A 13,070-nucleotide genomic window follows, 5' to 3' on the forward strand; every position below is an offset into this window, starting at 1 on the left:
CAATATTGTATCTTTAAAATAAAAAAATTTATGTCATTTAAAGGAATATTTTCAAAAAAGAACTTCAATCCAGGTAATCGAGATTCAGGTGTTACGGAAGATTATTTAGAGGAGGAAGTGGCTAAAATCAACGATGACGACGTTGAGATCGTTCTTCAAAACGAAGATGAGATAAATAAAAAATTTAGCGGAGCTAATTCCTTATCAAAATACGCCGAGCTAGGTAAAATCATGATAGGAATGATTAAAGATATCAAGAATAGAGTCTACCCTGAAATCCCGTGGTTTACTTTTGCAACAATCGTATTGGCATTACTGTACGTTCTTAACCCTTTTGATATTATCCCAGATTTTATACCAGGGATAGGATACATAGATGACGTATCTGTATTAGCTATAGGAACGGGTTGGATAGAAAGTGACTTACACAAATATCTCGATTGGAAAATAAAAGAAGGCAAAGGCCTTTAAGCATTAATTATGACTTCTTCTCTCTCGTGCTAATAATGTGTTTTTAAGCAACATTGCAATAGTCATTGGCCCAACTCCACCAGGAACAGGTGTAATAAATGATGCTTTTTTGCTTACATTTTCAAAATCTACATCACCAGTAATTACATATCCTTTTGGTTTGCTTGGGTCTTCTACTCTTGTAATTCCTACATCTATAATTACAGCGTCATCTTTAATCATTTCAGCTTTTAGAAAGTTAGGAACTCCAAGTGCTGAAATAATAATATCTGCTTGCGTGGTAATTTGAGAAATGTTTTTGGTATTACTGTGGGTTAAGGTTACAGTACTATTTCCTGGCCAACCTTTACGACTCATTAATATACTCATTGGACGCCCTACTATATGGCTTCTTCCAATAACAACGGTGTGTTTCCCTTTAGTATCAACTTTATAACGTTGAAGTAATTCAAGTATTCCAAATGGCGTAGCTGGAATAAATGTACTCATATCCAAAGCCATTTTTCCAAAGTTTTCAGGATGGAAGCCATCAACATCTTTAGAAGGATCTACAGTAAGTAATACTTTTTGTGTATCAATTTGTGGAGGTAATGGAAGTTGAACAATAAATCCGTCGATATTATCGTCTTCATTTAATTCTTTAATTTTTTTCAACAACTCTAGCTCGCTAGTTGTTTCAGGCATTTTTACTAATGTAGATTCAAAACCAGCACGTTCACATGCTTTAACCTTACTACCAACGTAAGTAAGACTCGCACCATCATTTCCTACAATAATTGCAGCTAGATGCGGAACTTTTTCGTTTTTTGCCTTCATCTTTTCAACTTCGGCAGCAATCTCATTTTTAATATCGTTACTTACTTTTTTTCCGTCTAGAATAGTCATGGTTGAATTTAATGTGTTCAGCGGCTGTTGCTGTTAGTTTTAAACCACACTCCAACTTTGCCTGGTTATCAAAAAAATATAATTATATACTTACTTAATTTTTCACTTTTAGCTTTAAAGCTGTTTTTATCTTTAAAAATTTTAGACATCTACATTATTTGCAGTGGCTATAAAAAAACAGTAAAAAAAATTAGCAAAGCGATAAATAAACAATCGGAAAACTTTTAAAAAAGTAGTTCTTTCTGAAAATTTTTGAAGGTTTAACGCATTTTACTCATAGCTTGCATCATCTTTCTTCCGCCGCCACCTTGCATCATTTTCATCATTTTGCTCATCTGATCAAACTGCTTTAGCAATTGATTTACTTGCTGAACGCTAGTTCCACTACCTTTAGCTATGCGCTTTTTCCTACTTCCATTAATCACAGACGGCTGAGATCTTTCAGTTGGTGTCATTGAATGAATAATAGCTTCAATTCCTTTAAAAGCATCATCATCAATATCAACATCTTTTAGGGCCTTCCCAGCTCCAGGAATCATCCCTACAAGATCCTTCATACTACCCATTTTCTTAACCTGTTGAATTTGGTTAAGGAAATCGTCAAAACCAAATTGGTTTTTAGCAATTTTCTTCTGAAGTTTTCTTGCTTCTTCTTCGTCAAATTGTTCTTGTGCTCTTTCAACTAAGGAAACAACGTCTCCCATCCCCAAGATTCGATCTGCCATACGTTCCGGGTGGAAAACATCGATGGCATCCATCTTTTCACCAGTACCAATAAATTTAATTGGTTTATTTACAACACTCTTAATAGAGATGGCAGCACCTCCACGAGTATCACCATCTAATTTAGTAAGTACCACCCCATCAAAGTTTAACCTTTCGTTAAAAGCTTTAGCTGTATTTACAGCATCTTGACCTGTCATGGCATCAACAACGAAAAGGGTTTCCTGAGGATTTATTGCTTGGTGAACATTCGCGATTTCTGTCATCATCGCTTCATCTATAGCCAAACGTCCAGCAGTATCGACAATAACAACATTAAATCCGTTTGTCTTAGCATGTTCAATTGCGTTTTGCGCTATTTGAACAGGGTTTTTATTTTCAGGTTCACTATAAACCTCAACACCTATTTGGTCTCCAACTACGTGCAACTGATTAATTGCTGCAGGACGATAAACATCACAGGCAACCAATAGTGGTTTCTTAGTCTTTTTAGTTTTTAAGAAATTAGCAAGTTTTCCAGAGAATGTGGTTTTACCACTACCCTGAAGACCAGACATTAAGATAACAGTAGGCGCACCACTTAAGTTAATACCAGCAGTTTCACCACCCATCAATTGAGTAAGTTCGTCTTTTACCAACTTAACCATCAATTGACCAGGTTGAATTGTAGTAAGTACGTCTTGACCTAATGCTTTTTCTTTTACTGTATTGGTAAACTCCTTAGCAGTTTTAAAGTTAACGTCGGCATCCAAAAGAGCGCGACGCACCTCCTTTAAAGTTTCTGCTACGTTTACTTCGGTAATACTACCGTGACCTTTTAAAACGTGTAACGCTTTGTCCAGCTTATCGCTTAAATTATCGAACATATTGTTGCTTTCTTTATATTATTAACTCTTTAGCTAAAGCTATTGAATTGGAGTGCAAAGATAACACTATGGAAGGGAGTATCAAAAAAGTACACTGTATTATATATGTCTTAAACTAGGTTTTTTACTAATTTTAAATATATTCGTGTTGTGAGGTTGTACTTAAAAAAATCATAATTTTTTCATAAAACGATTTAAAGCACCCTTCTACACATAACAAAACCACCTCGAAATTGGTATATTGCCCCCTATACATAAGAAATAGAATATGAAAGAAGCTATACTCTCCCCTTTTCAAAAGTTTGTTAAACTCCAAAGTGCTACTGGTATCCTATTACTAGCTACTACTATAATTGCTTTAATTTGGGCAAATAGCCCCTTTGCAGATAGTTACTCATCACTTTGGGAATATGAATTGGGTATAGTTACCGATAATTTTGAATTGAAAAAACCCTTGCTACTTTGGGTTAATGATGGGCTTATGGCCATTTTCTTTTTCTTGATTGGTCTTGAGATTAAAAGGGAGTTTTTAATTGGGGAACTTAATTCCACCAAAAAAGTTATGTTCCCTTTGTTTGGGGCACTCGGAGGAATTGTATTGCCCGTATTACTGTTTATTTTAATAAACCAAAACCCCGAAACCCTTAAAGGTTGGGGAATTCCTATGGCTACCGATATTGCTTTTTCATTGGCAATTTTAAAAGTTCTTGGAGACCGTGTTCCCTTAAGTTTAAAGATTTTTTTAACCGCATTTGCTATTGTAGACGACTTAGGTGCTGTACTTGTAATTGCTATCTTCTATAGCGGTAGTTTAGACCTTGTGTTATTGGGATCTGCACTTGCATTTTTGGCCTTCGTTTATTTCATTAGCTACAAAGGTTTTTACTCTAAGTATTTAACTATGCTCTTTGGATTTATAGTTTGGTTGCTGTTTCTAAAAGCTGGACTACACCCAACTTTAGCGGGTATTTTAATGGCTTTTGCCGTACCAGTTCGTCAAAAAATTAGCACGCACGAATTCTCTCATCAACTTGAAGGAATTGTAAATTCTATAAAACAAAGCACCATTCTTCAGAAACCAGTACTTTCAGCTGAACAGCTAGTACTGATTGACGACTTAGAGGATTGGGCAGACAAGTACCGATCACCTTTACAGGCTTTAGAACACGAACTTCACAATGTGGTTGCATTTATTGTAATTCCAATTTTTGCTCTTGCAAATGCTGGAGTGGCACTTTCAAGTGATACTGGACTTGAGAACACCTTGGTTATAAATATTATTATATGCTTAATTCTAGGGAAGAGTATAGGAATATCAACGACAATCTTTTTAGCTAGAAAGTTTAAAATTATCACTGTACCTAGCGATATTACAAACAAGCAAATAATTGGAGTATCTTTCTTAGCAGGTATCGGATTTACAATGGCTATTTTTATCGCCAGCTTGGCATTCAATACACATCCTGAGTATATAGATTCTGCTAAAATAGGAATCCTTATTGGCTCATTCCTTTCAGCTATTATTGGCTATGGATTACTTTACTACAAATCCCATAAAGGGCAGTTTAATCACAATCCAAACGTTGTGAAAACAACAGACGAAATTTAAATTTAAGGTCGAGTGTAAAATATTTTAAATGAAATATGTAGTCGATTCTTAATTATACATTTAAAGGAATTCTCATAAAAGTGACGACCGTGTTGTCACTTTTATTGTTTTCCACAAAAAACTCTATTTCGTTTCCGTATAGCGTATTTAGTCTATCTTGAGTGTTTTTTAGACCAGTTCCTTTATGTAACAAAGCTTTAAAAGAATCTGTAAGTGGCTCACCATTATTTTTGATTTCAATAAAAAGATAATCAATATTCTTATAAATTTTCAATTTTACTTTTAGCTCGGTATTATTATAACCATAACCGTGCTTTATTGCATTTTCGAAAATAGGTTGTAAAAGCATATGGGGCACTAGTACATCTTGCACATCGCTATTAATATCCTTCTCCACCAATAGATGATCTGAAAATCTGATGGAAATAATTTCAATATACTTATCCAAAAGAGCGAGTTCTCTGTGAAGAGGTATCAAATTCTCATCTTTATAATCCAATATATCTCTAAAAAGATCTCCGAAATCAGCTATTAGGTTCTGAGCTTTTTCTTTGTCAATTTCTATTAATGCTGAAATACTATTAAGGGTGTTAAAAATAAAGTGAGGGTGTAGTTGCGCCTTCAACATATTGAGTTTGGCTGTTGCCAAATGCGTTTCCACCTGTGCTTTTTGGATTTCGATATTGCGAACTTTTTTAATGTAATAATAGACGTTTATTATTCCTATCATAGCAAAGTAAACTAGAAAGTTCACTTCTACTACTGAAACAAAATAATCAAAAGACAGATATCGTGATGCTTCAGAAAAAGAGGTTTCTCCAATTAATAATGATATTACAGCAGTCATAAAAAAGATGAAGTATCCAATAAAAAAAGAAAAAAAAACATGCACCCAAATAATCTTCTTCCATCCCTTAGCGCCCCATTTCTCGAACATCAACTTTGTTAATATGCTAATAAAAGTCATAAACAATATAACCACAACCCAATCTATAAGAACACCGTAGTTAAAAAGTTTCCCCCAACTTAGTGGACCATAACTAGTTGTACCCATAATTTTCCAATAGCTTTTTTTTAATTGTACCAATAGCACAACTATGGTATAAAAAAGAGCTAAGTATTTAAGGAGATTAATATCGATGTGTTTTTTTAATCCCATTACACTCCCATGTTTTTTAATAGGTCCTTACGATAGCTTTTACTAACTCTAAAAAGTGAAGCGTCCTTCATTAGCACATCAATTTCACCAAAATTTGAATGTATTACTTTATCTAAGAAATGAGTATTTATTATAGTAGATCGGTGAATTCTAATCATTTGATTACTATTCATTTTACTCATCAAGTTTTGAAGAGAATCCCGAAGAACATGTTTTTTCTGCGCCGTACAAATTTCAACATAGCTTCCTGAAGCTAACATATATTGAATATCTGAATAATTAATAAAGGACACGGTATTGCCAATTTTAATCGGAAATTTATCCTTTAAAATATTCTTACTTTTTTGAGAACCTTCATTATCAATATATTGAAAGAGTTTTTTGAATTTGTCTTCCAAGCTGTTTTCGGTTTCTTTAAAAAATTGCTGTTTTGCTCTAGCTACAGCTTGCTGAAACCGTTCTTTTTTAAATGGTTTAAGTAAATAATCTAAAGCGAAAGCATCAAAAGCTTTTACCGCATACGCATCAAAAGCTGTGACAAAAATGACCATTGGTTTTTTTTCAGTTTTTAAATTCTTTAAAACATCAAAACCATTCATATCCTTCATTTGAATATCTAAAAAAATAATATCTGGCTGTAATTCTTCTATATTTAAAATTGCCTCCTTACCTGTTTTGCACTGCCCGAGAAGTTTTAAAACGTTCTCCTCCTCTACCAATGAAAGTAATCGCTTTCTAGCTAAAGGTTCATCATCTATTATTAAGCAACTAATTTTCATTCGATAAGGTAGTTTTAAAATTCAGTAGAATATTAAAAAAGTAAATGTAGTAAAACCTAGCTGTTATTTTAGTTGCATAAATTATTTCCACACTTAAAAGACTATACTTCGAATTCATTTTTGGGCTATTTACATCAAATATTAAGCGATTCACATCTTATTGTGAAAGTTCTAAGAACTTAAGCTATTATAAGGTTTCAATATGTGTCATTTAAGTTTTTAAAACAATTTGAGGGTAGTTTAAAACAATTTTCATCTGTTCACAACAAACACTGAATAGACGAGGCTTTTAAAAATTAATTTTACACCTGTAAAGTGCTTGCTCAATCTATAAAAACCCAAAACCAAACTGTTATGATTAAAACTATTATACCTTTTAGCTTTTGCTTCATTGCATTATTTTCAGAGTACACCAATGCCCAATCTTTTGAAGAAGCAACTCTAGACGATATTACTACAACTCCATCTGCTTCGCGAAGTGCTAACTTTGTTGATATAAATGGGGATGGTTGGGACGACATTTTCTTTACCAACGGACCGGCATCAGGTCAAAACAATATGTTGTACATAAATAATGGTAACGGCACTTTTACCACAGTTACAACAGACGACATAGTTTTAGACAACGACCGTTCAGATGGCGCGAGTTTCGCCGATGTTGATAATGATGGAGATTTGGATGCTTTGGTAGTAACCTATGGTAGAAATGGTGTTGGAAAGAAAAATTATTTCTATAGAAACAATGGCGATGGCACATTTAACTATGAACCGAGTAACGCTATTGGAGCGCCTTTAACCTACTCTGAAATGGCAAATTGGATAGACCTCAACAACGACCAATATATGGATGCCTATATCACAAACAGTATAGTTTCTACTAGAAACCTATACTTCGAAAATCAAGGTGATGGATCTTTTGAAGCGGTAACTGGTCTATCGATTACTAATGAAACTCTTACTTCCCGCTCAATTAATTGGATTGATTATGATGGTGATGGCGACAGTGACTTATTTATAACCAATGAAAACAATTCTACAAATTCGCTATACAGAAATGATGGACCTAACAACTTCACACAAATGACTAATCTAGCTATCACCCAAAACGGAAAAAACTCTGCTGGAAGCTCTTGGGCAGATGTAGATAATGATGGTGATTTTGACTTATTTGTGGCTAACTGGAACGGACAAGCAAACCAGTTATTTATCAATGAAAATGGCACTTTTATAGAACAAGTAAATTCTGAAATCGCTTCGGAAATTGGAAGTTCGTTTGGTTCTGCCTTTGCCGATGTTAATAATGATGGTGATTTAGATTTACTTGTTTGCAATGCATATTATACCGGACAAACTAAAAATTCACTTTATATAAACGATGGTTTTGGAAATTTCACAAAAGATACAACTAGTAATTTAGCCAACCACCAAGGAAATACTTTTGGTTGTGCTTTTGGAGACTACAATAATGACGGTTGGCTAGATGTTATTTTAGCAAACACTCTAAACGAAAACCAAAGCAATTCTTTATTTAAAAACACAGGAAGTGGCAATAATTGGATTAAAATTAAATGTGTTGGTAATCCGTCTAACGGTTCAGCCATAGGTGCAAAGGTTAAAGTAAAAGCTACGATTAATGGAAATGAAATTTGGCAGATTCGCCAAATTGAAGCAGCAAGTGGATATTGTAGTCAAAATAGTTACACCAATCATTTTGGACTGTGTGATGCTACTAATGTTTCTGAAGTAATCATAGAATGGCCTTCAGGCGCAGTGCAAACTTTTAATGAAATTAATAAAAACAAAACATATGAAGTAGTTGAAGGAAACGATATACAATTGAGTACAAACTCTCAAAATACTCTGGACTATGTAGTTTTTCCAGTGCCTGCAGATGATGTTTTAATAATACATTTTCCTATTAACGCATTGAAATCGACAATCTCAATTTTTGATATAAACGGTAGAAAAGTAAAAAGTGAAATTAATAATAATCAAACTTCTAAAACTATTGAAGTAAGTGACCTAAGTGCAGGCGAATACATTCTGAAAATATCAAATGAAGATAAAATTTCCTCGCAAAAATTAATTATTAAATAGAAATATACTTTCTTCTATTTTAACAAGCGTAAAAACGTGTAAGGTTTTCTTTGTGAAACTCTACACGTTTTTTTGTTTTACTATCAATTCACTTTGCCAAATTTATAATAAAAATTAAATGTATTAGTAATATATCAATCCTTTAATCGTAATATTGCAATGTATTAATTAACTCAAAAAATGGGAATCACTAAATCTGAAAAATTCACGGAACAGCAAAATCAAATTGCAAACTTTGCAAAAGCATTTGGTCATCCAGCTCGCGTAGCTATTCTTCAACATTTATTTAAAATCAACACCTGTATTTGTGGCGATTTGGTTGAAGAGATTGGACTAGCACAACCTACTATTAGCCAGCATTTAAAAGAGTTGAAAAATTTAGGACTGATTAAAGGAAATATAGAAGGCACAAAAGTTTGCTATTGCATTGATGAAGAAAATTGGACCAAAATGAAGTTAGTTATGCACGAGTTTTTAGACCAAGACATTCTTACAACAGAATGCTGCTAAACAAATACGCATCATCACACCTAAAATATATATTATGAAAAACGAAAAAGAATTAAAAGATATCGTCAAAGAACGCTACACAAAAATTGCAGAACAAGACAAAGCTGAAAATGCAGCTTCCTGTTGTGGCGCCACCACTCCATCCAATAAAGTTTACAACATCATGATGGACGATTACTCCGAAACTAAAGGGTATTCAGAAGATGCTGATTTAGGGTTAGGGTGTGGTCTTCCTACAGAATTTGCGCACATTAAGAAAGGTGATACTGTAATCGATTTAGGCTCTGGCGCGGGTAATGACTGTTTTGTTGCTAGACATGAAACAGGTGCAGAAGGAAAAGTTATCGGTATTGATTTCACACCTATTATGATTCAAAAGGCGCGTATGAACGCTGGTAAATTAGGTTATAACAACGTTGAGTTTAGAGAAGGTGATATAGACGCAATGCCTGTTGGTGACGACACCGCCGACGTAATTGTAAGTAATTGTGTATTAAACCTTGTTCCTAACAAGCAAAAAGTTATTGGCGAAATCCATAGAGTTTTAAAGCCCGGAGGACATTTCAGTATTTCCGATGTTGTATTAGTTGGCAACCTTCCCGATGCCTTAAAAGAAGACGCCGAAATGTATGCAGGATGTGTGGCTGGAGCAATTCAGAAACAAGAATACCTTCAATTTATTCAAGATGCTGGTTTTGTAGATGTTCAAATTCAAAAGGAAAAACCAATCGTTATTCCTGATGATATTCTTAAAAAATATCTTTCGACTGAAGAAGTAAACGCCTTTAATAATTCGGATACAGGAATATTTAGTATTACTGTTTATGCGGAAAAAGAAGGTGAGAAATCAAATAAACCTAAATTAAATCTAGCTGATATTCAAGACAACACTTCTTGCTGTGGTCCAGCTTCAAGCTGCTGCTAGTAACTAGTGATAATTCAATAAAAAAAAACGCCACTTTTCAAACTTCGGAAAGTGGCGTTTTAAGTTAATTTTGGACCGAAATAAAATTAAACTGTTTTAAGTAAATACTAATTCTTAGTTAAAAGAATTAAAGTCTAAAAAACCTTTCTAATTTTAGAATTAAATTCGATAATTAATCGATTTATTAATGACAGGGGTTTTCAAAATTCATCACACATCAAAAACAAAAACCTTTTTTAGATTTTTAACGGTACTTATGACTATCCTTTTGAGCAGCAGTTTATATTCTCAAAGACAACAATTAGAAGGAAATATTAATGCAGCTGACGATATTGACGTTGAAGGAATCAACATCTTTAATGTTTCTACAAATAAAGGAACGGTAACCGATGCAAATGGAAGGTTTTTAATTTCGGTAAAAGAAAAAGATACCCTTTCTATTTCGGCTATTCATATTCAAACAACTACCCTGGTTATCGGTGTCGAACAAATAACTAACAAGAAAATCATAATTCATCTCAATGAAAAGATGAACGAATTAGGCACCGTTACTTTACGGAAACCCCTTACTGGATATATAGGTTCTGACGCTAAAATAATTCCAATACAGGAAACAATAACGGCAACTAGCATGGGGCTTCCAAATGCCGATAGACCTAAACTTACTAAAACCCAAAGGCAATTGTACGCAGCAAATTCTGGACCTGTAGATGCAGTGGTAAATATGATTTCAGGAAGGACTAAAATGCTAAAAAAACGTTTAGAGTTCGATAAAACCGCCGCGTTAACCCTAACACTCCTTGATAAATTTCCAGAAACCTATTTTACAGATGAACTAAATATCGACAAATTGAAAATTTATTCATTTATTTTTTTCTGCGAGGCTGATCCAGACTATCAAAAAACACTTAAACAAAGCACCATTGAAATTCTTCACTTTCTAAAACGGAAGAACAGAGAGTTTAAAAACCAATAATCCCCAAAAGCTAAATTTGTATTAAAAGAGCTTTCAAAAATGTATTACGGTTTTTCCTTTTTAACTTTGTTCCAGATTTAGCCAAATGCTAAACAAATTATAAATTGTAGCTAAAAAGGTTTTAGAAGAAATCTAGTAACCTTATACTACTGCTTACCTAAAATGAAATATATGAATAACGATAATTTATTGAATTATATAGACACCGTAATAAAAAATATGCCAGCCGACTGGTTAAAACTAACAACACATCGGCTAGATATTTACAATGAAGATTTAGCGAAAACACAGTTTTTAGAGCAGTTTGAAAACTTATATGCCGCAAATAATGCTGATGCCAAGGCACTTTCCGAATTACCTACGGCTTACGATTATATTAGATTAGGGCATCCATTATCTTGTGTTTTAGAGTGGGCCATTGCTAAATTCGATAACTTGAAATCTGAAAACGTAATAAGTTTTCAATCAAATACAATTCCTGTATTAGCTATCCTACGCAAAAACCATTTCGATAATAAAAGCACTCAAATAATATACACAGATGAGCTACCTGGAATTTTTAATACTGAAATTTTAAAAGAAGTTTATGGTTATAATTTCGAGGTAGAGAAAGTAGAAAACGCAGACGATATTTCTAAATTTGACGGAAGTACTGTTTTAATTTCACATCGAGATAAAATTTCTAAAACCGACCTTAACTCAAATGTTGATTTCTACATTAACTTATATGGAGATCTAGGAAGTGTATTAATAGTAAACGGCGAAAACAATGAAAGCTATATTTCCGAAATACAACATGTAAGAAGAAGAGAGACTGTTGCTATGACGCCGAATAATTGTTTGATAGCCTTAAAAGCAATAGTTAAAAATTCTAAAGTTGAAACCAACGACATCAGTCAAACTGATAAGGAAAAAGTATTAGAATCGATTAAAGAAATTACCGGTACAAATTCAAAACCTTTAGTGGCAACAAGTGGCTTATCTATTCAATATGCAATTATGATGGGGCTAGTACACGATGCTCTTAAAAACCATAAGGGAAAAGACATCAGGTTTATTGTCCCACCAAACTGTTATGGAGGAACAAACGACCAAGCAAGACGAGTTGCTGCAAGTATCAAAAATGTTAAGATTGAAGATCTATTAGTTGATGGTGATAACGATATGGTTCAGAGTATTGACACCGTGTTGGCTAAAATCGCTAAAGAAGATGCTGTTCCGTATATCATTGCAGAAATCCCTACAAACCCAAGAGTTGAAGTTCCAAACCTTCAAAAGCTAAAAGAGGTTTTAAGTAAGGAAAGAAAAACCTCATCGGGAGAAACTGCTATCGATCCTGTGTTTATATTAGACCAAACTTTTTGTCCGAACGTTCACTTCTTAGGAAAAGGTGAAATGCTTTCAACAGTAAGAACAATTTCCTTTGCTAGTGGTTCTAAATTTCCAAGTGGCGGACTTTGTACAGCAGGATATTGCGCAGGTAATGACAAAACGGAAGCTCTGATGCAGAAGATTAAAAAACATCTAAGCTTATGTGATAACGAAGCTACGCAACTTCAATATGAAATACTTGCAAAACAATTGCCATCTATGAATCAACGAATTCACCATGCGTACGAAAACACACGCGAATTTGTAAACTTTATTCACGAAGCACTACCTGATGCTAAAATTAATTTTGTTTCGGAAGAATTGGCTGAGCAAGGTTTTACTCCTTCTGTTTTCTCATTAGATTTACCTACAAAAGGGAATACTGCTGAAGAAAAAGAAACATATAAACGAGCTTTAAACCACAAACTCATCAATTTAATGATTACTGAAATTCCAAACGAGAGTAAATATTGCGTGAGTTATGGGCAATTAAAAGGGTGTTACTGGACGATTCCGGCAACCTCAACTCAAGGAACAACTAAAGAAGGTGATAAAGACTATATCGCTCGTGTAGCCCTTTCTCCAAATTTAAACCTGGATCTACACAAAAAGGTGTTTTTAAAATTTGTAGACAGTATGTAAATCTAAAAATAAAGAATTGATAAAAGGCACGTTTATTTTGGTAGATGTGCCTTTTGT

11 protein-coding genes are annotated in these 13,070 nt (G+C 33.7%); 7 read left to right on the plus strand and 4 right to left on the minus strand.

Going from position 1 to position 13,070, the window contains the following annotated elements; genetic code table 11:
• Positions 1–30 precede the first annotated feature (30 nt).
• The gene (locus RT250_RS01735) at positions 31–471 is read left to right on the plus strand and encodes a YkvA family protein (RefSeq protein ID WP_313111578.1); all 441 of its coding nucleotides are present in this window, start codon (positions 31–33) and stop codon (positions 469–471) included.
• Between the two features lie 3 nt (positions 472–474).
• Here RT250_RS01735 and RT250_RS01740 read toward each other — a convergent pair whose 3' ends face one another.
• Complete coding sequence (locus RT250_RS01740) at positions 475–1,356, minus strand: bifunctional 5,10-methylenetetrahydrofolate dehydrogenase/5,10-methenyltetrahydrofolate cyclohydrolase (protein ID WP_313111581.1); 882 nt, start codon at positions 1,354–1,356, stop codon at positions 475–477.
• 260 nt (positions 1,357–1,616) lie between these two features.
• Positions 1,617–2,945, minus strand: coding sequence for a signal recognition particle protein (gene ffh, locus RT250_RS01745; protein WP_313111583.1), 1,329 nt, complete (start codon positions 2,943–2,945; stop codon positions 1,617–1,619).
• A 268-nt stretch (positions 2,946–3,213) separates the two neighbouring features.
• Between ffh and nhaA the strand changes: the two genes are divergently transcribed.
• Positions 3,214–4,554, plus strand: a complete 1,341-nt coding sequence (gene nhaA / locus RT250_RS01750; RefSeq protein ID WP_313111585.1) for a Na+/H+ antiporter NhaA — start codon at positions 3,214–3,216, stop codon at positions 4,552–4,554.
• 52 nt (positions 4,555–4,606) lie between these two features.
• Here the strand turns inward: nhaA and RT250_RS01755 are convergent, their stop codons facing one another.
• Together RT250_RS01755 and RT250_RS01760 are read right to left on the minus strand one after the other, a co-directional pair.
• Positions 4,607–5,713, minus strand: coding sequence for a sensor histidine kinase (locus RT250_RS01755; RefSeq protein WP_313111587.1), 1,107 nt, complete (start codon positions 5,711–5,713; stop codon positions 4,607–4,609).
• Positions 5,713–6,492, minus strand: a complete 780-nt coding sequence (locus tag RT250_RS01760; protein ID WP_313111588.1) for a LytR/AlgR family response regulator transcription factor — start codon at positions 6,490–6,492, stop codon at positions 5,713–5,715. Before RT250_RS01760 ends, RT250_RS01755 begins: the two co-directional genes overlap by 1 nt.
• Positions 6,493–6,846: 354 nt before the next feature.
• Between RT250_RS01760 and RT250_RS01765 the strand changes: the two genes are divergently transcribed.
• The 5 genes from RT250_RS01765 (at position 6,847) to RT250_RS01785 (ending at position 13,013) form a co-directional block, all read left to right on the plus strand.
• Positions 6,847–8,589, plus strand: a complete 1,743-nt coding sequence (locus RT250_RS01765) for an FG-GAP-like repeat-containing protein (RefSeq protein WP_313111590.1) — start codon at positions 6,847–6,849, stop codon at positions 8,587–8,589.
• Between the two features lie 180 nt (positions 8,590–8,769).
• Complete coding sequence (locus RT250_RS01770) at positions 8,770–9,099, plus strand: ArsR/SmtB family transcription factor (RefSeq protein WP_313111591.1); 330 nt, start codon at positions 8,770–8,772, stop codon at positions 9,097–9,099.
• Between the two features lie 34 nt (positions 9,100–9,133).
• Positions 9,134–10,024, plus strand: coding sequence for an arsenite methyltransferase (locus RT250_RS01775; protein ID WP_313111593.1), 891 nt, complete (start codon positions 9,134–9,136; stop codon positions 10,022–10,024).
• Positions 10,025–10,280: 256 nt separating this feature from the next.
• A complete protein-coding gene (locus RT250_RS01780; protein WP_313111594.1) occupies positions 10,281–11,000 on the plus strand; it encodes a BamP family beta-assembly machinery protein in 720 nt (239 codons plus the stop codon).
• 171 nt (positions 11,001–11,171) lie between these two features.
• A complete protein-coding gene (locus tag RT250_RS01785) occupies positions 11,172–13,013 on the plus strand; it encodes a PLP-dependent aminotransferase family protein (protein WP_313111596.1) in 1,842 nt (613 codons plus the stop codon).
• Positions 13,014–13,070 lie beyond the last annotated feature (57 nt).

It is taken from the genome of Aequorivita sediminis (genome assembly GCF_032080575.2).
GTDB classification, from domain to species: domain Bacteria; phylum Bacteroidota; class Bacteroidia; order Flavobacteriales; family Flavobacteriaceae; genus Aequorivita; species Aequorivita sediminis.